The sequence below is a fragment of the Flavobacterium facile genome, from assembly GCF_036321945.1.
Lineage (GTDB): Bacteria > Bacteroidota > Bacteroidia > Flavobacteriales > Flavobacteriaceae > Flavobacterium > Flavobacterium facile.
The window spans coordinates 78,928-104,577 of record NZ_JAZAYT010000034.1 but is presented as its reverse complement, the minus strand read 5'-3'; the positions used below and the strand labels follow the sequence as shown (position 1 = coordinate 104,577).

Below are 25,650 nucleotides of genomic sequence, written 5' to 3'. Positions count from 1 at the left end.
TAATTAATATACTATGGCATTCAACGAATTAAACAGTGTAGAGCATTATATCATTCACCAATTAAGTGGTGTGAATCTGAATGCAACAAATTATGTTGCGGAAGATAGATCACCTTACGGTACAGATTGGAAATTCGTTTCCTCATCTAATCTAAATAGAGGAGTAAATGAAGTACTTTTAGAATCAGAACTAAAGGCTGCTTTAATTCGTTTAAATCCAGAAATTAATCAGAATGAGCAGTTTGCTGATGAAGTAATTTATAAATTGAGAGCTATTTTGCTATCGGTTAATCAAATAGGTTTAGTCAAAGCTAACGAAGAGTTTTTCAAATGGATGTGTGGTGATAAAACTATGCCATTTGGTGAGAATAATCGTCATGTTCCTATTAAGTTAATTGATTTTGATGATATATTAAACAATACTTATTTAGTAACCAATCAATATCGTGTTCATAGTAGAGAAACAAAAATTCCAGATATTGTACTATTAATAAATGGATTGCCTGTAGTTGTGGGGGAAGCAAAAACTCCAATACGTCCTTCAGTTAGTTGGTTAGATGGTGCTCATGAGATTCATGATATTTATGAAAATAGTATACCTCAATTGTTTGTTCCTAATATTTTATCTTTTGCTACTGAAGGAAAAACATTTTATTATGGAGGTATTAGAACTCCATTAGAATTTTGGGCACCTTGGCGAATTGATGATGAAGAAGATAAATTAGCGAAACAATTAGGTTTAGGAGAGATTGGTAAGGAACTCTCTAATTTGTTACATCCAGTACGATTATTGGATATCTTACAAAATTTTTCATTATTTACTTCAAACAAAAAGAAACAACGAATAAAAATATTATGTCGCTTTCAACAATATGAAGGTGCTAATAAAATTGTAGAAAGAGTTAAAGAAGGCAAAATCAAGAAAGGCTTAATATGGCATTTTCAAGGTTCTGGTAAATCTTTATTAATGGTTTTTGCAGCACAAAAGTTGCGAAAAATGCAAGAACTCAAAAGTCCAACTGTTATTGTTTTAGTTGACAGAACTGACTTAGATACGCAAATTACAGGAACATTCAATGCTGCAGATATTGCTAATGTAGTAACAACTGAAAGTATTTCTGAATTACAAACATTATTAGAAAGAGATACTCGAAAAATAATTATTTCTATGATTCATAAGTTTAGAGATGCTAAACCTGATATGAATACTAGAGATAATATCATTGTATTAGTTGACGAAGCTCACAGAACTCAAGAAGGTGATTTAGGAAGACAAATGAGAGCGGCGTTGCCTAATGCTTTCTTATTTGGATTGACAGGTACACCAGTTAATAAAGCGGATAAAAATACATTTTGGGCTTTTGGAGCTTCAGAAGATGAAGGTGGTTATATGTCACGTTATACTTTTCACGATTCAATTAGAGATTCTGCCACTTTACCCTTGCATTTTGAACCTAGGTTAGTAGATGTACATGTGGATAAAGAAACTATTGATAAAGTTTTTAAAGTCTTCAAAGATGAAGCTGCTTTAACTGATGAAGAAGCAGATGCCTTAAATAAAAAATCAGCTAAAATGGCTGCATTCTTAAAATCTCCAGAACGAGTTGCTAAAATTGTAGAAGATATTGCTAAACATTTTAATGAAAAGGTATTGCCACATGGCTATAAAGCTATGATTGTTACACCAGACCGTTATGCATGTGTTCAATACAAAGAAGAATTAGATAAATACTTTGCAACTGAAGCAAGTAAGGTCGTGATTTCTACAACTGCAAATGATGATTTTGAGTTTAAACAAAAATGGGGATTAGATAAAAGTCAGCAAGAGAAAGTTGTAGATGATTTTAATACGGCTAATTCAGAACTTAAATTTTTAATTGTTACAGCTAAACTATTGACAGGTTTTGATGCACCAATTTTACAAACATTATATTTAGATAAATCAATTAAAGACCATACACTATTACAAGCCATATGTAGAACCAATAGATTGTATCCAGGAAAATCATTTGGTCGAATAGTAGATTATTTTGGTGTTTTTGATGATGCTGCTAAAGCATTAGAATTTGATGAAAAAAGCGTAAGTCAAATGATTACTAATCTTTCTGAATTAAAAGAGCAATTACCTGAAGCAATGGAAAAAGCATTGTCTCATTTTATAGGAGTAGATAAAACCATTCATGGCTTTGAAGGATTAGAACTAGCCCAAAATGCTATTAATACTGATGATAAAAAAGATGCTTTTGCAAAAGATTATAAGTATTTATCAAAATTATGGGAATCTTTATCTCCAGATAGAGTATTAGACCAATATCAAGCAGAATATAGATGGTTATCGCAAGTTTTTGAATCTGTTAGGCCATCATCAGATCATATTGGAAAATTATTGTGGTTTACTTTGGGGGCACAAACAACCAAGTTAATTCATGAGAATATACATGTTGGTGAAGTACATCAATTAGAAGAGTTTGTATTAGATGCAGATGTGATTGAAAACATCTTTAATAATCCAGATCCTAGAAATGCAAAAAAACTTGAAAAAATATTAGTAAAGCGTTTCAAAAAAAATGCTGGAAATCCGAAATTCAAAAAGTTGAGCGAACTTTTAGAAGCATTAAGAGATAAAGCAGAACTTGGATTAATAACTTCTATAGAATTTGTAAAGGAATTATGTAAATTAGCGAGAGAAGTACTTCAAGCTGAAAAAGAAGTTGAATCGGAATTACAAGAGAAAACACCACAAGCAGCACTTACGGAATTATTTTTAGAGTTAAAAACAGAGCAAACTCCAGCAGTTGTAGAAAGAATCGTTAATGATATTGATGCAATAGTAAGACATGTGAGATTTCCTGGATGGCAAAAAACAGCTTCAGGTGAAAGAGAAATTCAGAAGTCATTGCGTCAAGCTTTATTAAAATACAAACTACACAAAGAGCAAGTGCTTTTTGACAGGGCCTATGAGTATATAAAAGAGTATTATTAAATTATATAAAATATTTTTGTCACAAATATTTACCAAATTTGTGACAAATTATAATTATTAGATACTCAAACCTTTATATATTACTAATAAATAGAGAGATTAGTAAATAATTAAGGCTAAAATATTTTTCGCAAAATAATATACTTTATTGAGAATTATATCTTTTTATTAAATAATCAAAATGATTGTTATTTACAACAAAAAGACTAATCCTGTATAGAATAACAATCATTTTATATGAATTCTAAAAAGCAAATTATTTTTCCTAAGTACAATTTACTCCTTGAAAAATTAGGTGAAAATATAAAATTGGCCCGTAAAAGAAGAAAGTTGACTACTTTGCAAGTTGCTGAACGGGCTAATATTTCACGTTCCACATTGTACTTAATTGAATCTGGAAATCCAGGTGTAGCGATAGGAGCATATTTTAATGTTTTGAGAGTATTTGGACTTCAAGATGACTTTTTAAAGTTAGCTGCTGATGATATTTTAGGTCAAAAACTTCAAGATATTGAACTTTTATAAGTAAAAGTTATATCTTTTTATACAAATCAATACGGCAACAAAAACGGCAACTGTAAATTAAAAACCCTGTAAAACAAGTACTTTACAGGGTTTTTAGTGGAGTCGGAGAGAATCGAACTCTCGTCCAAACAAGTCATCAAAGAGCTTTCTACATGTTTAGTTTTTGTTTAAATTTTCGACAACTAGCCCGGCCAAAAACAGCCACTAGATGCTTAACTTTATCAGTGTCAGAGCGGATTTAAAGTTTTACCGTTCCTAGGTTTATTTTTACCATTCCTCTTAATCAACCGCCACAAACCAAGGCTTTTGAGAGAAATCCAGCTTCCCAACCTGGTTGGGACATGGCATTATCGTACTATAGTTCGGATTATGCAGCTAAAGCGTAAGTATTTTCGCCGTTTAAAAAGTGTGTATCATTGATATTTACGAGCCAAAAATACAATGCTCGACATGCTTACTTTTTAGTGCCACTCGCTGTCAAAACCAGTCGACCCCATTTTGTAAAATAGTTTTTCAACAAACGCTATTCTTCAAATTCAATGCCAAAGATACTAATTTTCATAATATTTGAAAGGAAACGACGATTTAATTAAATTAGTTTGTTATACCTTTTTTATTTTAAAATTTTCTTATAGAGTTTTAATAAAAATGTTAAAAAAATATGCAAATATCTATAAATAACTTAAAAAACAATAAAGTTGATTATTCTGCTTCCTAATTGTTTATAAAGTAATGGTAATCTTTAATTTTAATTGTTAAATTGTTATATTTGTAAGCTATTGAATAAATAATGTTTAAAAAATGAAGTTCGGAATAATTAAAGAAAGAAAAAATCCACCAGATCGTAGAGTTGTTTTCTCCCCAACAGAGCTTTTGGATTTTAAAAATCAATTCCCAGATGCTGAAATTAAAGTGGAAGCATCAGATATAAGAGTTTTTTCAGATTTAGAATATACAGAAAAAGGCTTTGAAGTTTCAGAAGACATCTCCGATTGTGATGTTTTGCTTGGAGTAAAAGAAGTTCCAGTTGATGCTTTAATTCCAAATAAAAAATATTTTTTCTTTTCTCATACTATAAAAAAACAAGCTTATAATAGAAAATTACTTAAAGCATGTATCGATAAAAACATCGAATTATATGATCACGAAACGATTGTTAATGAAAATAATACCCGATTAATTGGTTTTGGTCGTTACGCAGGTATTGTTGGTGCTTATAACGGATTTAGAGCTTTCGGTTTAAAATACGAAATTTTTAATTTACCAAAAGCAGAAAAACTTCCTAATCAAGAAGCTTTAATTACGCAACTTAAAAAACCATTCTTGCCACCAATTAAAATTGTTTTATCTGGTAAAGGTAAAGTGGCAATGGGTGCGAAAGAAATGTTGGATGGTATGAAAGTAAAGGAAGTATCGGTTGAAGATTATTTGTCAACCACTTATACTTACCCTGTTTATACGATGATTGATGTAAAAGATTACAACATTCATAAAGAGGGTTCTGCTTTCGATAAGAAAGATTTTTATGCTAATCCACAAAATTATAATTCAAATTTTGAGCGTTTTGCTGAAGTTTCAGATATTTTTATGGCTGGACATTTTTATGGAAATGGAGCACCAATAATTTTATCGAGAGAAATGTTGGCTTCTCCAAAATGTAAAATAAAAGTTGTAGCAGATATTTCTTGTGATATTGATGGACCAATTGCTTGTACACTAAGAGCAAGTACAATTGCAGAACCAAATTATGGTTATTTACCTAGCGAACACAAGGAAGCTGATATGTTTCATCCAAGTGCTATCGTAGTAATGGCTGTGGATAATTTGCCTTGTGAATTACCAAAAGATGCTAGTGAAGGTTTTGGAGAAATGTTTTTAGCACATGTTATCTCTGCTTTTTTTAATAATGATGCAACAGGTGTTTTAGTCAGAGCTAAAATTACTGAAAACGGAAAACTCACACCTCGTTTTGCTTATTTGCAAGACTATTTAGATGGTAAAGAATAATTTTAAAATCCCAAGTAATTGGGATTTTTTTTTGGCAATAAATTTTAAAACTTCAAAATAAATATGTAAATTTGCTTATTGTTAAATGTAAAAATACATATTATGAAAAAAGATAAAAATTACATTATTCATGAGGAAACTTTAAATATAGCCTCTGAACCTATGGCTATTTATTTGCCTTCATCATTTATTAAAAATAATGTATTAGATAATATTGCTCAAAACTCAAAAGAATTATTTGTAAAAGTTTTGGCAGTTACTGGTTTAACAATCAAAATTCTTGCTGAAAATATTTTTGAAATTACGCCAAAAACATTCATTAAATATAAAAACAATGAAACTAAAATTCCTTCAAGAATTGCAGAATTAGCTATTGAGTTAAGTACTTTATATGAATTAGGGAATGTTGTTTTTGGTAATTCAACAGTTTTTAATCAATGGTTAGATAAAGAAAATCCATTTTTCAATAACAATAAACCGGCTCAATATTTAAATACTTCAACGGGTATTCATTTAATATACGAAGAATTAAAACGAATAGAATTCGGAGCAACCGCATAATTTATGGAGGTTTTTAGAATTGTTCATACAAAATGGGCGAATAGTTTAACAGCTTCTGGTTATGCCGCAAGATGGAATTCAACAGGATTATTTGTCATTTATGCAGCCGAAAATTGTTCGTTAGCGTGTTTGGAAAACTTGGTGCACAGAAATGGTTTTGGTAGCGATGCAGATTATAGTTTACTGACCATTACGTTTCCAAATACCATAAAATCTTCGGAAATTAACACAAAAGATTTACCAAAAGAGTGGGATAATGCAACGGAGAATGGACATCTAGTTTGTAGAGCAATTGGCGATTCTTGGATAAGAAATCAGCAATCGGCCATTTTGTTTGCCCCATCAGCGATTATTCCAAAGGAAAGAAATGTGTTAATAAATCCAAATCATCCCGATTTCAAAAAAATTAAATTTACAATTCAAGAATTTGCATTCGATAAACGATTAACAAAATAGTATTTAACTTCATTTTTATTATTTAAAGCAATTAAAAACTATACAAAAACACAATATTGGACATTTCCTTAAAAATTTAACTTCAATTTTATGAATTTTTGTCATATTATTTTGTTATTTAGCATCCAACTAAAATTTAAAACTATAAACTACTACTTATGAATTTAGAAAACAAACAAACTAATTATCCAGCTTTATATACACTGATTACAGTGTTCTTCTTTTGGGGATTTATTGCTGCTGGTAACAGTATTTTTATCCCATTTTGTAAAAACTTTTTCTCCTTAGATCAATTTCAATCGCAATTAATTGATTTTGCATTTTATACGGCCTATTATATTGGTGCTTTGTTGCTTTTTGCAATGGGAAATAGCTCAGGAAAAGATATTGTAGGAACTTGGGGATACAAGAAAAGTATTGTTTACGGTTTGTTATTTTCTGCTTTAGGTGCAGGCGCTATGATTGTGGCTGTTGAAGCAAGTGTTTACGCCGGAATGTTAGTCGGATTATTTATTGTGGCTTTAGGATTTTCATTACAACAAACTGCTGCAAATCCGTTTGCGATTTTATTAGGTAATCCAAAAACGGGTGCGAGTAGAGTCAATTTAGGTGGTGGAATTAATTCATTAGGAACAACTATAGGTCCGATTTTAGTAGCATTCGCTTTATTTGGAAGTGCCAAAGCCGTTTCAGATGAACAGATTAAAAGTTTGCCTTTAGATAAAGTAGTAATTTTGTATGTAGTTGTTGGTTTGTTATTTGTTGGCTCAGCAGCTTTATTCTATTTTTCGAAAAAAGTTCCTGCTGGAATTGCTACAGAACCAATGGAAAAAGCCAATAAAGCTTTAAGAACTTTGGTGATTATGACAGTTCTATTAGGTGTGATGTTTACTCCAATTTTCCAAAGTTATAAAAGTGTTGAAGCTTTGAAAATTGAAACTTTGAATAAAGAAATTGATCAGGCAAAAGAAACATTAAAAGTGGCTAGATTCACAGAAGAAGGTTTGATAAATCATAATGCGGCTATTAGTCAGAAAGAAGCTGAAGTTTCAGCCTTAAAAGTTCCTTTAGAACAATCTCGTATGTTATGGCTTTCAGGAGCACTATTAGTTGTTTTAGGCGGAATTTTATATTCCTATTTATCAGCTAAGAAAAATGTAAACGGTTGGGGAGCGATGCAATATCCGCAATTGGTTTTGGGAATGTTAGCCATTTTCGTTTATGTTGGAGTAGAAGTGGCAATCGGAAGTAATTTAGGAGAATTATTAAAATTACAAGAATTCGGAAGTATGCAGTCTTCTGATATTGCGCCCTATATTTCTATGTATTGGGGTGGATTAATGATTGGTCGATGGGCTGGAGCTATTTCAGTTTTTAATTTACAAGGATTTAAAAAAACAATTGCTTTAATCATTGTGCCATTAATTGCTTTTGCAGTTATTTTAGGTGTGAATATCATTTCTGGAAAAGACATGAAACCTTTGTATTATTATGTGGTTTGTATTTTTGTTCAAATTATTGCTTTTTTCTTAAGTAAAGATAAACCAGCAAGAACTTTAATGATTTTCGGAAGTTTTGGTATTATCGCTATGTTAATTGGTTTGTTTTCAACCGGAACAGTTGCTATTTATGCCTTTTTAGCGGGTGGATTAGCATGTAGTATTATGTGGCCAGCTATTTTTAGTTTATCAATTATTGGTTTAGGAAAATATACGTCTCAAGGTTCTGCTTTTTTAGTGATGATGATTTTAGGTGGTGGAATTATTCCTCCAATTCAAGGAAAATTATCTGATATTATTGGGATTCACCAATCGTATATTGTAGCTGTTGTTTGTTTTGCTTATTTAACTTTATTTGCCATTTTGGTTAAAGGAATTTTGAAAAAACAAAACATTGATGTAGATGCAATTGAAGTAGAAGGAAGCCATTAATTTCAATATGTATTCATATAAACTCCGTTAGTCTTTTAGATTAGCGGAGTTTTTTTTTAGATATCCTGTTTATATCATTAACAATCTTTAAAATTAAGTTAAGTTTTTCAAAAATATTTTTTTAGATTTTTTTTTAACTTACTTTTGCACCCGTTATCACGAATCTTTCAAAGATAGCAACCTGCAACAACAAGCAAGGTGCTAAAACGATAAGCCAATTTATTTGGAAAAAATGTTGTTTACTTTCATTTTTATTGTTTTTTGATGAATTATTCGTGTGAAATAATTTTAATAGAAAATAATATTTTATGAATTCAAATCAAAATCAAGGCAGTCTTTATGCTTTGTTGCCTTTGGCAGTTTTTATTTTCACTTTTTTAGGAAGTGGAATTTTATTTAATGATTTTTATGCTTTGCCTTCTTCTGTGGCTGTAACGTTAGGAATTATTGCCGCTTTTATTTTATTTAAAAATAGTACAGATGAAAAAGTAGATCAATTGATTGCAGGTTGTGGAGATTCCAAAATTATCACCATGTGTTTGATTTATCTTTTAGCTGGTGCTTTTGCGACTGTAACTTCTGTAACTGGAGGTGTTGATGCCGTTGTAAATTTAGGGATAGAAAATATTAATTCTTCTTTTTTTCCTTTAGGAATTTTTGTCATTGCCTCTTTTTTATCTACCGCTACGGGAACTTCTGTAGGTTGTATTGTTGCTTTAGGTCCTATTGCTATTTCGTTGGCAGATAAATCGGGAGCTTCTTTGCCTTTAATTGGTGGTGCTTTATTAGGTGGTGCCATGTTTGGCGATAATTTATCTATGATTTCGGATACTACTATTGCGGCTACTCAGTCGTTAGAATGTCAGATGAAAGATAAGTTTAAGATTAACTTATTAATTGCTTTACCAGCGGCTATATTAACGCTTTTGGTCTTACTGTTTTTAGGTTATGGTGGCAGTCAAATTCCTGTACAAGCTGGTAGTTATCAATTGATTTCTATTTTACCTTATATTATAGTAATTGTTTTAGCTGTCATCGGTATAAATGTTTTCGTCACTTTAATTATTGGAATTGTTGCAGCTGGTATTTTAGGATTTACGATTGGTGATTTTACAATATTAACTTTTTCTAAAGCCATTTATCAAGGATTTACGAGTATGACAGATATATTTCTGTTGTCGATGTTAACCGGTGGTTTGGCTACTTTGGTTGAAAAAGCAGGTGGTATTGCTTTTTTATTACATCAGATTAAAAAACGTTTAAAATCAAAACGTTCTGCACAAATGGGTATTGGTGCACTTGTAGGTTTGGTAAATGTGGCTATTGCGAACAATACGGTTTCGATTGTAGTAACAGGTGGAATCGCTAAAGAAATTAACGATGAATTTGGACTTAATGCTAAAAAAACAGCAACCATTTTAGATATTTTTTCATGTATTTTTCAAGGTTTATTACCTTACGGTGCTCAGGTTTTATTAATCATTAGTTTTTCAAAAGGAGCGTTAAGTTGGATAGATTTAGTGTCTAATGCTTGGTATTATTTCTTTTTATTTTTAGTTACAATTTTAGCTATTTATACCAAATTTTGGGATAAATGGATTGTTAGATACATCAAATAATTTCTCAAATTAGAATTTTAAAACTCCGATAGTTTCTAAACGCTATCGGAGTTTTTTTATGTTTTCAAATTACTTCCAATCAATCTTTCTTGAAAAGTACATTACGGCTGCTAAAATGGCAAATAAACCAATACTTCCGACTAATAAAGCATAATCTTCTAATTGTATGATTACAAAGATAAACGAATACAACACACTTAATGAAATCGCAATAAAGGTTGGGAATTTCTTATTCTTCAAAATCGAAATCGAATACAAGGAAATCAAAGCAATTACGGCAATGGCAGCGATGATGTAAGCCAACGAAAAGCTACTGTGTTCAGTAATGGAAATCAATAACGTGTAAAACATAATTAAAGCAATTCCTATCATAGAATATTGAAAAATATGAATGTTAATTTTACTAATAGATTGAATTAAAAAGAAGATTAAAAACGTTAATCCAATTACTAAAAAGCCATATTTACTTGCACGTTCGTTTTGTTGGTATTCGTCAACTGGTGTGATGAAATCTGTGGCAAAAGCATAGTTTGATAATTCTGGTAAGTTTTCAAAATACTGTTGTGCAAAAGGTCTGTTGAAATGTAATATTTTCCAATTGGCTTTAAATCCATCAGCAGTAATTTCACGTGAAGTAGGAGAGAAGTTACCATTAAAATTTGGTGAATTCCAATCAGAAGTCATTTTAGAATCTGTTGTTTTTCCAATCGGAACAATTTTGATTTGTTTACTTCCATTAAAAGCAATATCAAAACTAAAGTTACTTGAATTGGCAATCGATTTATAATCGAAAGTAGTGGATTCTAAAGTTTGAATACTATCATTATTTTCAGAATTTCCTGGTTCGAATTTAAAACATTGGCTGCCAAATTTAATTTTGACTTCATCTTTCAAACTTTTTAAATTTGTTGTTCGGATAATAATTTTCGCTTGATTCCAATATACATTCGCTTCCGGAATATTTCGCATTTGAAAATTAGGCTGTGAATAAGAACCTGTGAAATTCATTTTCGTAGAAAATACATTCGATTTAAAAATACCACGTTCTAAAGGTTTTTCCATGGTTGCTGTTACCGAATTATTCAATTCTTCTGGAAAGAAATACGCAAAATTCGATTTTCCTGAGATTGGATTTTTATACGGAATTTTTAAAATTGGTCCGTATACATAAATCCCGACACCCCATTTTGATGTGGTTTCTGAAACTACTTCTTTTTGTCGGATGCTTCGTTCTGTAATTAAATCTTGTACGAAGAACAGCGGAATTAACAAGACTAAAGTTAGTATTCCAACCATCATCATTTTAGCGGTTGATGATTGAAAAAATGATTTGTTTTCTGTTTGATCTGGTGTTTTGATGTTGATTTCCATAAATTTAATTTTTAGATTGGTATTTTTAATTGTTATTGATTTTTCTATTTTTCTGTTTCCAATGATAGAAAATGACATAACTTACTAGAATTATTATTCCGAGTTGAAGTGTGTAAATTATCGTTTCGAAACTAAATAATGCGTAAATTGAAGTGTTAAAAAGGGCAATTGGTTTGGAAATTATATCCCAACTGTTAAAGCGTAAAATTCTTCCCAAGTAAATTCCAAAAGCAGATAAAAAACTCATACTCAAAATAAATAGGTTTCCTGTTTTATTGCCATATTTAGCCATTGTTAAATGATGCATGTGATATAAGGAAAGCAAACCTACATAGAATCCTGCGAAGCTAAAACTCGAAATTATGAGTAAATCTAAACCAAATTGAAAGGTGTTTTTGAAATGTAAATGCGTGAAATCTGTCAGTATATAAAAGGTGTTTGGAATGAATAATAACCACACTAATGCATAAAAAGTATTTTGTATTTTCTTGCTTTTATCGAAGAAGTTATTGTGAATATTAGACGATAATAAATAAGGAACAATGGCTAAAAACAGATTCCAAATTAGAAATAACAAATACATGGAATGTGTAATTTTTACTCGAAGTAATAACAACGTAATTGCAACTAAAGAGGCTAACCAAACCGCAGTGTCTTGTTTGCGATTTAAAATGTAAAGTGTGACAATTTTGTTCATAATAAGTGAAGTTAAAGTACTTTGTTTTTCAAAGTGTAAAGATAAAAAAATAGCGTTATTTCTGATGTAATAATTTTTCTAATGCCGCAATATGATCCTGAAAGGCTTTTTTGCCAATAGGAGTAATGCTGTATTTTGTATTTGGTTTTTTACCGATAAATTGTTTTTCGACTGAAATAAATTCATCAGCTTCTAATGCTTTTATATGACTGGCTAAATTTCCGTCTGTGGCGCCTAAAAACTCTTTCATCGTATTAAAATCCACAGATTCATTCACCATCAAAACCGACATAATTCCAAGTCGTATTCTGTGATCAAAGGCTTTGTTGATGTTTTGGATGATGTTTTTCATGGTTTTTTGAGGCACGAATGCCATCTTTAAATTAATTGTTTTGTGTAAATTTTATTTGTTTGATTTTAAAACATAAATTTCTTGTTTCGGATTTTTTAAGCGAATTTTAATTTCATTATATTTCCATTCTTTTCCAGACTTGATTGCATAAATATCTATTTTTCCAGACTTAGTATCACTTTTAACTCTAACAGAACTTTTTACAGTATTTCCATTGTTAGAATAAATGGTATTCCCTTCTGCTATAGCTAGCATATCAATTTCCTGAATTTTCCCGAATTCTTTCATAACCGAATGACTTTTATTGGCTAATTCAACTGCCTTTTCAAACAAGTTAGTTTCAGAATATGCTTTCCCAATATCAGTTGTATTACCACTTGTTGAAAAATTAATTATTAAACTAATTATCAATAGAATTCCAATAAAACCTATAATGTATAACGTGGTTTTTTTCATATTCATTTAATCTATTGGTTTCCAATTTCCTTTTGTAAAGAAAACATTTTTATATTTATCCGATTCAAATACATAATAAAAACTCCAAATTTCTCTATATAATGTTGGGTTTTCTTGAAGAATATGAAATTTTGGTTCTTCTAATTCTATTTTTAAATGTGGACTATGATCATATTCTGTAAATTCCACTTTTCCTTCAATTGTTTTAATAATGTTTTCCTTTTCTGTAATATAAAAGAAAATTTTATTGTCTTCTGTTATTTTAAATCGGTAATGATTGTATTGCCAATCTGCTTGTTTTCCTGCACACTTTTCTCTGTCAATTATGTATTCGCCATAAATATCATCTTTTTCGACTTCTTTTTTAGATGTAAAAAAAGATACAATTGCTAATAAGAACGGAAGAGAAACAAAGAAAACCCACCATAATACGTTTAATGTGCTAAATATTTTCTTCTTAAAAATTAATTTTAAAATGAATAAAAAAAGGGATACTATTACAAAAAAAACAAATAGAAATACTGCTGCAATTAACCACATATTTACTTTCTCTCATATTTAAACCACATTATTCCACCATAAAAAATATGACAAAATCCAAATCCTAAAGCGCCAAATAATAAGCCGTAACCCACAAAAAATGTATTTGCAATTCCTAATATAATCATTGTTAAGCCTAAATATCTTACGTCACCTAATGTATATTTACTTGCGTTTACACAAGCTAATCCATAAAATATTAATGTAAGTGGTGTTAGTAAAGCAAAATTTTCTTTTTCAATTAAATACAGTCCCATATATCCACCAACTGAAAGTGGAATCATAAAATTAATTACCAAGCGTTTTGATGTGGCATTCCAAATGCTATCATTGCTTTCTTTTGCTTTTCTTAAACTTAATAGAATTCCTGTTGCAATGGATAAAAGTAAAACTGATATAGCAATTATAAATAATTTAATCACTGCATTTTCTGAAATTACCAAATTAGCATAACTATCTGATGTGGAGGTGTCAAAATAAATTGTTTTGTAAGCCATATAAGCTCCAATCAACGCATAAAATCCGGCTAACACACCAGACAAACCACTTAAAGAAATAAACTGAGAACTTTTGCTCATCATTTCTTTAATGTCTTTTAAGTCGTTTAAATAATTTTTATTCTCCATTTTAAAGTGCTTTGAAATACAAAGTAAATGATTAATTTTTAATTGGACAACTTTTTTTAATTATTTTTAAATAAATATTTAAACCATGAAACCCTCAGAAGAATATATTTTAAAACAAAGTCCAGAATTTCAGGAGATTATTTATTATGTGATTTCTGTTATAGAACAAGAAATGGATACAATAGAATTGTTATTCAAATGGGGAATTCCTTATTTTTATTACGACAAAAAGCCTTTTATATATATCGCTCCAAATAAATCTAAAGGTTTTGTAGATATCGGTTTTGCAAAAGGATATGAATTGACAGTACATCAAGATGTTTTAATTGGAGAAAAACGGAATACAATTAAATCCTTACGCTATTTTAAGATTGATTCTATTAAAGATAAAGTTTTAAGAGAAGTTATTCAAGAAGCAAAGTTATTGCATAAAAAAACGTGATAAAGAAATCCTTATCACGTTTTATATATTGGTTTAAATCTTTTTATAATCTAAATATTCCTCCAATAGCAACAATACTTTGAATGAACCAAAAGTTTTGTTCAGCTTTATAAGTTGGATTTGCTGATGTTTTAATATTATTCATATCAATATATCCAGCTTTTAGTTCTGTTTGGATGAAAAAGTATTTAAAGAAAGTTAAATTTAAGCCAGCTTTGGCAGAAATTCCATAACCAGCGACATTAAATTTATCATGACGCTCTTCTTTAAACATAGTTGCATTAGTTTTCGGATAAATAAATCCACCACCAATTCCTTCGGTTAAATTAATTTGAAATTTATCAGTATTTGGTAAATTAAAGACTTTAGAAATATCGTCAACTCTAGAAATTTCTGTATTTACATAATTTAAACCATCAGTATGTTCGTATTCTAAAAAGTCCTTAGTAAGAAGTAATTGATCTCCTGGTAAACTTTCTCCATACGTACCTTCATTTGGATAATAACCAGAATAATCAACAACTTTATCTTGCATCATTACATATTTCATATGATCAAATCCAATGGTAATATTGTACTTGTCATTTATGTAATAACCAATTCTAAAATTAGTTTGAGGAATTGTCATTCTACTCGGATTGATATAATCTAAATGATATCCTTTTGGTTTATCTTGTGATTCAACATTATATAAAGTAAAATCGTGATTCTCACCTGAGAAATGAATATCTGACTTGCTATAACTTTCTCTATTTCCACCCCAAAAAATAAAGAATTTACCTTTATTATGTGCGGTATATCTTTCTTTAATGACAGGTAAATCAACTAAATTTTCTGTTTGTGCGAAACTTGTTATAGAAATTAATGTAATAACAAGAATTATTGTTTTTTTCATTTGTGTTTTAGGCTCTTTTATTCTTAAAATTTATTTATAGTTTGTCTGATGGCAACTAATTTGGTCATTAATCCTTCAAAATAATCTAAATGTAACATGTTGGCACCATCACTTTTTGCGTTTGCTGGATCAAAATGTGTTTCGATGAAAATTCCGTCTACACCTGTTACAATTCCTGCTTTAGCAATTGTCTCAATCATATCTGGTCTTCCGCCGGTAACACCGCTAGTTTGATTCGGTTGTTGTAAAGAATGCGTTACATCTAAAACCGTAGTTCCAAATTCTTTCATAGTAGGAATTCCTCTGAAATCTACAATCATATCTTGGTAACCAAACATTGTTCCTCTATCGGTAATCATAAAATTATCGTTTCCACAATCTTTTACTTTTTGAGCAGCGTGTTTCATGCTTTCCGGACTCATAAATTGTCCTTTTTTCAAGTTTACGGTTTTACCTGTATTTGCAGCTGCTACAACTAAGTCTGTTTGACGAACTAAAAATGCTGGAATTTGTAATACATCAACATAAGCTGCGGCCATAGCTGCATCTTCATTGGTGTGAATATCAGTTACTGTTGGTACGCCAAATTCTTTAGAAACTTTTTCTAATATTTTTAAGGCTTTTTCATCTCCAATTCCAGAAAAACTATCAATTCTAGATCGGTTTGCTTTTTTGAAACTTCCTTTAAAAACGAAAGGAATTTGTAAATTATCTGTAATAGTAACTAATTTTTCAGCAATTCGTAATGCCATTTCTTCACCTTCAATGGCACAAGGTCCTGCTAATACGAAAAAGTTACCGCTATTTAAATGTTTTATTTGTGGGATATTATCTAAGTTCATATGTAGTTGTTTATTGTTTTTTAATTCTTGTGCAAAGGTAATTAAAGTTAGATGTTTAGTTGTTAGAAGTTTAAACTTTTTTTATCGAAAATCCTTTGGGACACATTACTTTACCTTTTTCAAATGTATTGATGTAAACTTTTTTATTTGAAGCTTTTCCATCAAGGTAAATTTCATACAGATCTAATGTTCCGGCTCCCATTTTATTGTTTTTACTAGGAAAAGGACAACATGTTTCTAATAATTTATAAGTCACTTTTTCTCCATTCGGACCAGTTATTGCACTGAAAAAGCGATTTACATTCAAATTATTACTATTTTCAAATTTTGAAAACCCAATATTTACAGGGTAAAATTCACTGTAACCATATTCGATATCTGTTGCTGTCTCTGTTAAAACAAATTGACCGTATAAGATTTTTGGTAAAACGGCAGTGTCATCAATATTTTGAATGGTGTTTTTTGTGCTTACACAAGAAGCGAATACTATAAGTAAACTTAGTGCGATTATTTTGCGCATGATAAAATTATTTTTTAGTTTTTACGATTGATGAAGCCAAAGCTGCAAATATTATACCAAACGAAAACGTTCCAAAAGAAGAAAAAATCATATAAGCAGTTGTACCAAACATGGCTTGTGCATTTTCAAGTTTCATTCCTTTTGAAACAGAATAGTTGATCATGTTAGTGAAAAAATCTGGATTGATATATTTTAAACAAAAATAAGTAGCAAATGGTGTCAAAATCATAGCGAAAATTGCCAAAATAACACCAGAAAGTAAGCCTTGTTGCCAAGTTATGATGCCATTAAAAAAATTTTTCTTTTTGTCTAATAAAAAAAGGATATAAATTCCGAAAATGAAAACGTACATTAAGTTAGTAAAAACCGGATGGTTAGCTATGTTTTTGTCATGAAAACCTAAATATTTTTCTAGCTGGAACCACATGATTACTAAAAAAGTGTAGTATATTGCCCATTTAAATTCTATTTTAAATTTATTCATTTTGTGTATCTTTGAAGTCGAAATTAAAAGTGTTTGCGCAAGTAATTAGAAATCATCAAAATGCGATGATAAATAAAATTACTTGAGAGAAACATTTAAGGTTAAAATGCAATTCATATGATAATTAAAATAACATGTGAATTCGAAAACAAATATAGTAATTCAAATAATAATATTTAAGAATATATGGAAGTAATTCAAGGTACTTGGCACTGGTCGGTTTCTGGATTTTTAATCGGACTGATTATGTTAGTGTTAACCTATTTTGGTAAAACTTTTGGAATGTCATCTAACTTAAGAAATATCTGTAGTATGACATTTGCTAAAAAGAAAATCGAATATTTTGACTTTGATTGGAGAGCGCAAAAATGGAATTTATCTATTGCATTAGGTGCTGTTGTAGGAGGATTTATTGCCTCTTATTTTTTGATGGATTCTACTGATATTCTACAAATTAATCCGAAAACAATTGAAAATTTACAACATTTAAATATTGATGTACCAAATGGGAAATTAGGTCCAGATGCCTTATTTAGTTTAGAGAATGCCTTTACAGTAAAAGGATTTTTTATCTTATTAATTGGTGGATTTTTAATTGGTTTTGGAACGCCTTATGCTGGTGGTTGTACTTCTGGTCACGCCATTTCTGGATTAAGTAATTTACAAATTCCATCACTTATTGCTGTAGTTGGTTTTTTCCTTGGCGGATTAATTTCTGCCCATTTTTTAATTCCGTTAATTTTTGGATAATATGAAGTTGTTAAAGTTTTTTATTGTTGGTATCGTTTTCGGAATTGTATTAACAAAAGCAGAAGCCGTTTCTTGGTATAGAATATATGAAATGTTCATGTTTCAAAGTTTTCACATGTATGGAATTATTGGAACAGCCATTTTTGTTGGTGTTTGTGGAATTGTTTTCATTAAGAAAAAAGATATTCAAGGTTTTAAAGGTGCCGAAATTGATATTCAAGATAAAGATTTCTCGTATTCAAGATATATTATTGGTGGCACTATGTTCGGGTTAGGTTGGGGATTAGTAGGGAGTTGCCCTGGACCTATTTTTATTTTAATTGGAAATGGTGTTTTATCTATCTGTATCGTTTTAATTGGAGCTTTATTAGGAACCTATATTTATGGAATTTTAAAAAATAAATTGCCTCATTAATATTTGGTTAATGTGATAATTGTCATAGTATTTTAATTATTGTTTTCGTAATTTTATGTTTTAAATCTTTAAGAATGAAAACAATAGTTCATATACAAAACTTGAAATGTGATGGTTGTATCAATACGATCACAAAGAATTTAAATGCTTTAGATGATGTTTCTGAAGTAGTTGTAGAAGTAGCCGATAATTCTGTCACTTTTGAATATTCTGAAGCACATACTTTAGATGTCGTAAAGAAAACATTATTGAATTTAGGTTATCCTGAAGATGGAGATGTAAATAATTTAACTTCAAAAGCTAAATCCTACGTGAGTTGTGCATTTGGAAAAATAACTTCATAAAAACTAAAAAAGCGACCAATTGGTCGCTTTTTTTTATATGATTACAGCACTTAAACCTGCATCTTGTAACGATATGCATTGTGGTTTAAGTTTTGGTAATTCTCCAGTTTTTACGGTACATTGCCCTTTGTAATGAACCAAAATGGCGCATTGTTCGGCTTGTTCCCAAGTGTGGTCGCAAATTTTGACTAACATTTCAATCACATGATCAAACGTGTTTACATCGTCGTTGTATAAAACAATTTCGTTGTTTACGCCAACGGCTTCTTGAACTAATACTTCTTCTAATGTTTCTGTTAAGGTGCTCATAACTAATAGTTTATTCTAGTGCAAAATTACTAAATTTTTGTAATTTATCTTAGTTCAATTTGTATTTTTCATCTTTTTGATTGATTTTCTTTTCTCATTTTTTTATTTAGAGAAGAAAATTGTATCTAGAAGTATAGCTGTTCTCGATACATTCCGATGAAAAATCGGAACACTCGAACTGACGCTTATGAATTATTTTTTTGAATATTTCAATCCTAACCAATTATTTCTTTCTTTTTTCGATTCAAAAGTCAGACCTAATTTTTCACAACATTCGTTTATCGCTTCAAAATCTTCCGTATAAAATCCACTTAATAATAAAACAGAATTGTCATTCATACAGTTTACATAAGTCGCCATGTCATTCAATAAGATATTTCTATTGATATTCGCAATAAACACATCGTATTTCTGACCGTCATTTAACCAAGAAGCATCACCTTCATATACTGAAATATGTTTACAATTATTACGTTCAGCGTTTTCAATGGAGTTTAAATAACACCAATTGTCAATATCAACCGCATCAATTGGTTGAGCGCCTTTCATTTCAGCTAAAATGGCTAAAATGGCAGTCCCGCAACCCATATCAATGGTTTTTTTATTCGTTACATCTAATTCTAAAAGATGTTGAATCATCATATGAGTCGTTTCGTGATGACCTGTTCCGAAACTCATTTTTGGTTCAATTACGATTTCATACTTCGCGTTAGTTGCTGGATGAAATGGTGCGCGAACATGACAAATTCCGTCCACATCAATAGGAGAGAAGTTCTTTTCCCATTCTTCGTTCCAATTTACAGGTTCAATTTCATTTGTTGTATAAGAAATTTTGAAATTTTCATTCGTAAGAATTTCAATATCATTTAAAATATTCTCAGACCAAACATCTTTTTGAACATAAGCCGAAACACCTTCTTCGGTTTCTTCAAAACTTTCAAAAGCAGTTTCTTCTAATTGAGCAATTAAAATTTCAGAACCAAGTTCATTTGGTTCAATTGTAAAGTGGTATGCGATATAGGTATTTGCCATTCGGTTTTAAATTTTAGTCATAAAAAAATAGGAAGCAAAATTACTACTTCCTATTTTAATATTTGAGTTTTTAATTAATATAATTTTGGAAACTTGTTCGGATTTGATTCGTTCATCATTTCGTACACTTTTTCAAAAATATCTTCGGCACTTGGTTTAGAGAAATAATCACCATCTGTTCCATAACTTGGGCGGTGTGCCTTAGCTGTTAAGGTTTGTGGCGCGCTATCTAAATGTTTGTACGCGTTTTGATTTTCAATAATTTCTTGTAAAATAAAAGCACTTGCTCCACCAGGAACGTCTTCATCAATGACTAATAAACGGTTGGTTTTTGCTACTGATTTTACAATATCGTGAGAAATATCGAAAGGTAATAAACTCTGAATATCAATAATTTCAGCGTCAATTCCGTTTTCTAATAATTCTTTTGCTGCTTGTTCTACAATTCTTAAAGTGGAACCGTAAGAAACTAATGTAATATCTTTTCCTTCTTTAATGGTTTCTACTACACCAATTGGCGTTTGGAATTCACCTAAGTTGGTTGGCATTTTTTCTTTTAAACGGTAACCATTTAAACATTCAATTACTAAAGCAGGTTCGTCTGTTTTTAATAATGTATTATAAAAACCAGCGGCTTTTGTCATGTTTCTTGGAACCAAAACGTGAATACCACGAATTGCATTTATAATCATTCCCATTGGAGAACCAGAATGCCAAATACCTTCTAAACGGTGACCACGAGTTCTGATAATTAATGGCGATTTTTGACGACCATGAGTTCTGTATTGAAGCGTTGCTAAATCATCACTCATAATTTGAATGGCGTATAACAAGTAATCTAAATATTGAATTTCAGCAATTGGACGTAAACCACGCATCGCCATTCCAATACCTTGACCTAAAATAGTCGCTTCACGAATTCCTGCATCTGAAACACGCATTTCTCCGTATTTTTCTTGCATACCTTCTAAACCTTGATTTACATCACCAATATTTCCTGCATCTTCTCCAAAAATTAAAGTTTCAGGATAGGTTGCGAAAATTTTATCGAAGTTATCTCTTAAAATTAAACGGGCATCGACTTCTTCGGCAGCATCGTCATAAATTGCTTTTACTTCAGTAGTTGAAGCAATATTTTGTTTTGATTCTGAATGTAAATGTGAACTGTATTTTGGTTGAATTTTCTCAATGAAATTAGAAATCCAAGTCGCTAAAGTTTCTCTATTAGAACCAGAAAGCATTCTTAAAACTTTTCTTGTAATAACTAATAAATCTTTTCTGATTGGTTCTTTTATCGCAGCAATATCATTCGCATATTTTTCAATGAAAACTTTATTTTCAGAGTTTTGTGCGACTTGATTTAAGATAGCAACTGTTGTCGCTTGATCTTCTTTAATTGCTGATAAATAATTCGCCCAAGCTTCTTTTTTACCTTCTAAAACTTCTTTTTTAGATGCTGATTCAATTTCTTCTAATTCTTCTGCAGAAGAGATATTGTTTTCAATCATCCATTTTTTCATTTGCGCTACACAGTCGAACTCTGCTTCCCAAGCCAAACGTTCCGCGTTTTTGTATCGCTCATGTGAACCTGAAGTGGAGTGTCCTTGTGGTTGTGTTAATTCGTTAACGTGAATTAAAACAGGCACGTGTTCTGCTCTTGCAACTTCTGCTGCTTTTTGATACGTATCCACTAAAGCTGGATAATCCCAACCTTTTACACGGAAAATTTCGTAACCGTTAGCTTCTTCATCACGTTGTAAACCTTTTAATATTTCTGAAATATTTTCTTTTGTTGTTTGATATTTAGCGTGAACTGAAATTCCGTATTCGTCATCCCAAACACTCATTACCATTGGAACTTGTAAAACTCCAGCGGCATTTATGGTTTCAAAAAATAAACCTTCTGAAGTAGAAGCGTTTCCAATTGTTCCCCATGCTACTTCGTTTCCTTTTACCGAAAAATTATTTTCAGCAGGAATTTCTGCAACATTTCTATATATTTTTGATGCCTGAGCCAAACCTAATAAACGAGGCATTTGCCCAGCAGTAGGAGAGATGTCGGCACTTGAATTCTTTTGTTTGGTTAAGTTTTTCCAATTTCCGTTTTCGTCTAACGAATGTGTAGCAAAATGCCCACCCATTTGACGACCCGCGCTCATTGGATCAAAATTTATATCGGAATGACCGTATAATCCTGCAAAAAACTGAACGATTGACAATTCGCCAATAGCCATCATAAACGTTTGGTCACGATAATATCCGGAACGAAAATCACCATTTTGGAAAGCTTTTGCTAATGCCAGTTGTGGCACTTCTTTTCCATCACCAAAAATACCAAATTTAGCTTTTCCAGTAAGTACTTCTTTTCTTCCAAGAAGACTACATTCACGGCTAACAGATGCAATTTTAAAATCGGTTAAAACCTCTTTTTTGAAATCTTCGAAAGATAATGTTTCTGCAGTTTTTGATTTGCTCATAATAATACATTGCTTTGATACAAATTTAATTATTTTATTGCAATATTTTCATTTGAAAGTAATTTTTATGAATAATGTATAATTTTATTCTGTTTTGAGTAAAAATAGTGCAGTAGAATTAGGATATATTACACATTATATAGGAATAATGCAAAAATATTGATAGTTAAAACCATCTTCTTGTAAATAAAGAGGTTAAAGTTTTCGGACTTACAGTAATTATAAACCTGATTCTTTCTCCGTAATTTTTGTCGTTTAATTCAAATCCGTTGGAAGAATAAACGGGGAAAAATAATTCGAAATAATCTTGAACTAAATTCAAATGCACGCCGCTATCATAAATATATTTGGAGTTAAACCCTTGGTTTTTATAGGTTCCAACATCACCATATAATTCAATCCAATTCCAAATATTAAAACTCGCATTGACTGTAAAAATGTATTGATTGGCAAATCGAGTATCAAAAATCGACTTAAAAGCACCTTCTGCATTAACAAATTGTCGGCTGAACAAACCAGTACTTTCGCTACGACCAACTAAAGCATAATCAAACATATAATCTGATGGTCTGTCAATTCCGAAACTAAAAAAATCGTTGGTATTGTCGTTATGTGTGAAAAATCCACCGAAAGCTCTTAAATTTATGTAGCGGTTGTTTTCGAACAGTTTTCTGTATTGAATTTGTCCTGATACTTTTCCAAAAGTGCTTGAAACTTGTAAATCAGTTCCATATGAAAATTGCTTAACTAATTCGCTATTTCCATATCCATATCGTAAGTTAAAAACCGAATAATTCTCTGTGTTTTGAGTAGTTACAAAGTTCGATTTTTCTCTATTTACATAAACTTGTCTGATTGTAACGCCTTCACCTTCATTTTTTCTGAAATTCGGATTTCTAAAACTGAAATTTATACTTGGAGTAATTTTAGTATAAAACGCATCTGGAGCATAATGTAAGCGAGTTCCCGAAATTCCATAACGCGTATTATAAAGTGTGCTTTTGCGATTTTGATCGTGAAAACCAAAGCCAGCACTTCCTGCTATTGTTCCTGTTTTTGTGGAATAATTTGGTGTTAAGTCGTACGTGAAAGGTTTGTTGATTATTGATTTGTTATTGATTTTCATCCCTAATAAAATACCATCATACAAATTGAATTCTGCGGTAGGAACATAAAAAACCTGATTGAATTTTGCATTTTCTATGTCTTTGAAAAACGTAAATCGAATTTTTCTATTTCCTAAAAATCGATTTTTTAATTTATAACTATTATTATTGTTATTAATCTCTGGAATTTCATAAGTATCATTTAAAACAAATTTGGTAATGCTATCGTTTTTTATAGAAAATTTGAAGGTTTCAGAGTCGTTTTCAATCCAATTTTTACTAACTAATTTGTTTTTATTATAGCCATAAATTGAAACAGGAACTTTTGCATCACCTACATTTTTTATAGTAACTTCAATAGAATCATTTCTTTTTTTCGCCTGACTAATTTTATAATCTATTTTGTTACGAGAATAAATTAATTCATCAAAAAACCAATCTAATTTTCGATTTGAATTATTTTCTATTATTTTTTTAAAATCTTTATTATTAGTATTTTTAGTTGCATTTATTTTAACAAATTGTTTAATAGAATTTTCAAGAATATCATTTCCTAAATAGTTGTTTAGATAATGTAAGGAAAGTCCGGATTTAAATTTTCCAGCAATTTTTTCATTAAATTTTATTTGCGTATTTTTTTCTGATCCAACAGATTGGTCGATGTTTTTTCTTGCCATTAATAAATAATTATAAATGAATTGTTCAGTGAAGTTCATGTTAATTATTTTATAGCTTTTTAAAATTCCAAAACGTGATAATCTTCCAAAAGCTTTAGTATCTGGATAATTGTCATCTATGTATTTTTTAATGTAATAATGTTGTATTCCTTCTAAAATCCAATGGTCTTTTCGAAAATTAATTTTCAAGTTTGCCGCTAAATAATTGTTCAAATATGTTTTTAAGAATTTCAATTCAAAAACAAAATCATCGTTAAAAGGCGAGATAAAAGAAGGTAGTTCATTTAAACCATAAAAAGCTTCACGATCATAATCTTCTTGAGAAACCATTATTTTTTCTTGGTTGGAAATACCAATATTTTCTGCTACATAATTGGTGATTTTTTCAATAACTAAAACCTTGTAATAAATTGGAACATCTTTAGATTTTAAATTTGTAATTACATTGATTCTTTTATTTTTAAACTCTTCATAACTAATTTCCTTTTCTAATGCGATAAAAAAATTAGTACGTGAATTTCCAATTAACTGAGAAGAATTACTTGTTGAAAAGGCAACATCTAAATCGGTAGTTAGAAATAAATTATCGTGTTGAATGTCAAGTTTATAATTGCTGATTTCTGAGGTTAAATCATCACTGTTTTCTTCACTTTGTGTTTCTGTATCGAAAGGAGAAATAGTTAAAAAACAGTTTTTCAATAATATTTTATTTTCCGAATAGCCGAATTTTGTAAATTTAGTATTGGGTAAAGTTATTTGGTATTTAATTTTTAATAATGTTGTTTCGCCAATTTGTAGCGGATTTTCCAACTTCACTCTTACTATATCTACTTGGTTTTCATTTCTATAAAAGGAAAGCGGTTTCGAAAATTGGTTGGTGATTTCAAAAATTTGCGTTTCACCTCTGTCGGCTTTTTTAGATAAATGAAAACTTCTATTGTATTCATCTGAGAATTTGCTGGCTAGTGCCGATTTCTTACTAGAATAAGCATGATTCCAATCATTCAGAGCAATTTCAGTTAAAACGGAAGTAGAAGTGTTTTTTAAAATGATTTCTTCAACTACATCTATCTTCTTTCCGTTGTCTAATAATTTTGCGTTAATTTTAATTTCATTTTGAGCAAATGAAACCATTGTTAACATAAAAAATAATAATATTTTAAGTTTTGTCATCTTTTTCTTAATAGCCTTCAATATTACTAAAAATAATTGAAAATTTCATAAGAAATTAGT

Annotated in this window: 25 protein-coding genes, 1 other RNA gene and 1 riboswitch; of the genes, 11 read left to right on the top strand and 15 right to left on the bottom strand. The window is 30.1% G+C overall.

What is annotated here, in order from left to right; all coding sequences use genetic code 11:
- Positions 1 to 13 precede the first annotated feature (13 nt).
- Both UEQ13_RS11005 and UEQ13_RS11000 read left to right on the top strand, forming a co-directional pair.
- Positions 14 to 2,983, top strand: a complete 2,970-nt coding sequence (locus UEQ13_RS11005; protein ID WP_329806394.1) for a type I restriction endonuclease subunit R — start codon at positions 14 to 16, stop codon at positions 2,981 to 2,983.
- 237 nt (positions 2,984 to 3,220) lie between these two features.
- On the top strand, positions 3,221 to 3,508 hold the full coding sequence (locus UEQ13_RS11000; protein WP_329806393.1) for a helix-turn-helix transcriptional regulator: 288 nt from the start codon (positions 3,221 to 3,223) through the stop codon (positions 3,506 to 3,508).
- A 94-nt stretch (positions 3,509 to 3,602) separates the two neighbouring features.
- Here the strand turns inward: UEQ13_RS11000 and ssrA are convergent.
- Positions 3,603 to 4,003, bottom strand: a transfer-messenger RNA (tmRNA) gene (gene ssrA / locus UEQ13_RS10995).
- Between the two features lie 306 nt (positions 4,004 to 4,309).
- Here ssrA and UEQ13_RS10990 point away from each other — a divergent pair.
- From UEQ13_RS10990 to UEQ13_RS10970, 5 genes are all read left to right on the top strand, one after another.
- A complete protein-coding gene (locus UEQ13_RS10990) occupies positions 4,310 to 5,515 on the top strand; it encodes an NAD(P)-dependent oxidoreductase (protein ID WP_329806392.1) in 1,206 nt (401 codons plus the stop codon).
- A gap of 102 nt (positions 5,516 to 5,617) precedes the next feature.
- Entirely contained in the window at positions 5,618 to 6,076 is a 459-nt protein-coding gene (locus UEQ13_RS10985) for an MbcA/ParS/Xre antitoxin family protein (RefSeq protein ID WP_329806391.1), read from the top strand.
- Positions 6,077 to 6,079: 3 nt separating this feature from the next.
- Positions 6,080 to 6,532 carry an RES family NAD+ phosphorylase gene (locus UEQ13_RS10980; protein ID WP_329806390.1) on the top strand — a complete coding sequence of 151 codons (453 nt, stop codon included), beginning with the start codon at positions 6,080 to 6,082 and terminating at the stop codon, positions 6,530 to 6,532.
- Positions 6,533 to 6,690: 158 nt separating this feature from the next.
- Complete coding sequence (locus UEQ13_RS10975) at positions 6,691 to 8,463, top strand: MFS transporter (RefSeq protein ID WP_329806389.1); 1,773 nt, start codon at positions 6,691 to 6,693, stop codon at positions 8,461 to 8,463.
- Positions 8,464 to 8,611: 148 nt separating this feature from the next.
- Positions 8,612 to 8,706, top strand: a riboswitch (SAM-I-IV-variant riboswitch).
- A gap of 65 nt (positions 8,707 to 8,771) precedes the next feature.
- Entirely contained in the window at positions 8,772 to 10,082 is a 1,311-nt protein-coding gene (locus tag UEQ13_RS10970; protein WP_329806388.1) for a Na+/H+ antiporter NhaC family protein, read from the top strand.
- A gap of 69 nt (positions 10,083 to 10,151) precedes the next feature.
- On the opposite strand, the gene creD is transcribed toward UEQ13_RS10970, so the two are convergent.
- Genes creD through UEQ13_RS10940 form a run of 6 tightly spaced genes read right to left on the bottom strand, consistent with a single transcriptional unit; the run spans position 10,152 to position 14,124 of the window.
- Positions 10,152 to 11,447: a cell envelope integrity protein CreD gene (gene creD / locus UEQ13_RS10965; protein WP_407934659.1), complete on the bottom strand. Its 1,296-nt coding sequence runs from the start codon at positions 11,445 to 11,447 to the stop codon at positions 10,152 to 10,154.
- Positions 11,448 to 11,478: 31 nt separating this feature from the next.
- The gene (locus UEQ13_RS10960) at positions 11,479 to 12,150 is read right to left on the bottom strand and encodes a DUF1361 domain-containing protein (protein ID WP_329806386.1); all 672 of its coding nucleotides are present in this window, start codon (positions 12,148 to 12,150) and stop codon (positions 11,479 to 11,481) included.
- A gap of 55 nt (positions 12,151 to 12,205) precedes the next feature.
- Entirely contained in the window at positions 12,206 to 12,502 is a 297-nt protein-coding gene (locus UEQ13_RS10955) for a winged helix-turn-helix domain-containing protein (RefSeq protein WP_166124986.1), read from the bottom strand.
- Between the two features lie 51 nt (positions 12,503 to 12,553).
- Positions 12,554 to 12,958 carry a hypothetical protein gene (locus UEQ13_RS10950; protein WP_329806385.1) on the bottom strand — a complete coding sequence of 135 codons (405 nt, stop codon included), beginning with the start codon at positions 12,956 to 12,958 and terminating at the stop codon, positions 12,554 to 12,556.
- Between the two features lie 6 nt (positions 12,959 to 12,964).
- Positions 12,965 to 13,498 carry a hypothetical protein gene (locus UEQ13_RS10945; protein WP_329806384.1) on the bottom strand — a complete coding sequence of 178 codons (534 nt, stop codon included), beginning with the start codon at positions 13,496 to 13,498 and terminating at the stop codon, positions 12,965 to 12,967.
- 2 nt (positions 13,499 to 13,500) lie between these two features.
- On the bottom strand, positions 13,501 to 14,124 hold the full coding sequence (locus UEQ13_RS10940) for a hypothetical protein (protein WP_329806383.1): 624 nt from the start codon (positions 14,122 to 14,124) through the stop codon (positions 13,501 to 13,503).
- An 85-nt stretch (positions 14,125 to 14,209) separates the two neighbouring features.
- Between UEQ13_RS10940 and UEQ13_RS10935 the strand changes: the two genes are divergently transcribed.
- Positions 14,210 to 14,566 (top strand): DUF1801 domain-containing protein, encoded by a 357-nt coding sequence (locus tag UEQ13_RS10935; RefSeq protein ID WP_329806382.1) that lies wholly within the window; start codon positions 14,210 to 14,212, stop codon positions 14,564 to 14,566.
- A gap of 43 nt (positions 14,567 to 14,609) precedes the next feature.
- Here the strand turns inward: UEQ13_RS10935 and UEQ13_RS10930 are convergent, their stop codons facing one another.
- From UEQ13_RS10930 to UEQ13_RS10915, 4 genes are all read right to left on the bottom strand, one after another.
- Positions 14,610 to 15,461 carry a hypothetical protein gene (locus tag UEQ13_RS10930; protein ID WP_329806381.1) on the bottom strand — a complete coding sequence of 284 codons (852 nt, stop codon included), beginning with the start codon at positions 15,459 to 15,461 and terminating at the stop codon, positions 14,610 to 14,612.
- A gap of 23 nt (positions 15,462 to 15,484) precedes the next feature.
- Positions 15,485 to 16,303, bottom strand: a complete 819-nt coding sequence (gene kdsA / locus UEQ13_RS10925; protein WP_329806380.1) for a 3-deoxy-8-phosphooctulonate synthase — start codon at positions 16,301 to 16,303, stop codon at positions 15,485 to 15,487.
- A 70-nt stretch (positions 16,304 to 16,373) separates the two neighbouring features.
- Complete coding sequence (locus UEQ13_RS10920; RefSeq protein WP_329806379.1) at positions 16,374 to 16,823, bottom strand: 2-dehydro-3-deoxyphosphooctonate aldolase; 450 nt, start codon at positions 16,821 to 16,823, stop codon at positions 16,374 to 16,376.
- A gap of 7 nt (positions 16,824 to 16,830) precedes the next feature.
- Entirely contained in the window at positions 16,831 to 17,307 is a 477-nt protein-coding gene (locus tag UEQ13_RS10915) for a DUF4199 domain-containing protein (RefSeq protein WP_329806378.1), read from the bottom strand.
- Between the two features lie 186 nt (positions 17,308 to 17,493).
- Here UEQ13_RS10915 and UEQ13_RS10910 point away from each other — a divergent pair, with 186 nt between their 5' ends.
- The 3 genes from UEQ13_RS10910 to UEQ13_RS10900 all read left to right on the top strand — a co-directional run bounded on the left by UEQ13_RS10910 (position 17,494) and on the right by UEQ13_RS10900 (position 18,816).
- Entirely contained in the window at positions 17,494 to 18,057 is a 564-nt protein-coding gene (locus tag UEQ13_RS10910; protein ID WP_329806377.1) for a YeeE/YedE family protein, read from the top strand.
- A 1-nt stretch (position 18,058) separates the two neighbouring features.
- Positions 18,059 to 18,472, top strand: a complete 414-nt coding sequence (locus UEQ13_RS10905) for a DUF6691 family protein (protein ID WP_329806376.1) — start codon at positions 18,059 to 18,061, stop codon at positions 18,470 to 18,472.
- Positions 18,473 to 18,546: 74 nt separating this feature from the next.
- On the top strand, positions 18,547 to 18,816 hold the full coding sequence (locus tag UEQ13_RS10900; protein ID WP_329806375.1) for a heavy-metal-associated domain-containing protein: 270 nt from the start codon (positions 18,547 to 18,549) through the stop codon (positions 18,814 to 18,816).
- A 33-nt stretch (positions 18,817 to 18,849) separates the two neighbouring features.
- On the opposite strand, the gene UEQ13_RS10895 is transcribed toward UEQ13_RS10900, so the two are convergent.
- From UEQ13_RS10895 to UEQ13_RS10880, 4 genes are all read right to left on the bottom strand, one after another.
- Positions 18,850 to 19,125: an ATP-dependent Clp protease adaptor ClpS gene (locus tag UEQ13_RS10895; protein ID WP_329806374.1), complete on the bottom strand. Its 276-nt coding sequence runs from the start codon at positions 19,123 to 19,125 to the stop codon at positions 18,850 to 18,852.
- A 192-nt stretch (positions 19,126 to 19,317) separates the two neighbouring features.
- Positions 19,318 to 20,157 carry a 50S ribosomal protein L11 methyltransferase gene (prmA, locus tag UEQ13_RS10890; protein WP_329806373.1) on the bottom strand — a complete coding sequence of 280 codons (840 nt, stop codon included), beginning with the start codon at positions 20,155 to 20,157 and terminating at the stop codon, positions 19,318 to 19,320.
- A gap of 74 nt (positions 20,158 to 20,231) precedes the next feature.
- On the bottom strand, positions 20,232 to 22,634 hold the full coding sequence (locus UEQ13_RS10885) for an alpha-ketoacid dehydrogenase subunit alpha/beta (protein WP_329806372.1): 2,403 nt from the start codon (positions 22,632 to 22,634) through the stop codon (positions 20,232 to 20,234).
- Positions 22,635 to 22,800: 166 nt separating this feature from the next.
- Positions 22,801 to 25,590, bottom strand: a complete 2,790-nt coding sequence (locus tag UEQ13_RS10880; protein WP_329806371.1) for a gluzincin family metallopeptidase — start codon at positions 25,588 to 25,590, stop codon at positions 22,801 to 22,803.
- Positions 25,591 to 25,650 lie beyond the last annotated feature (60 nt).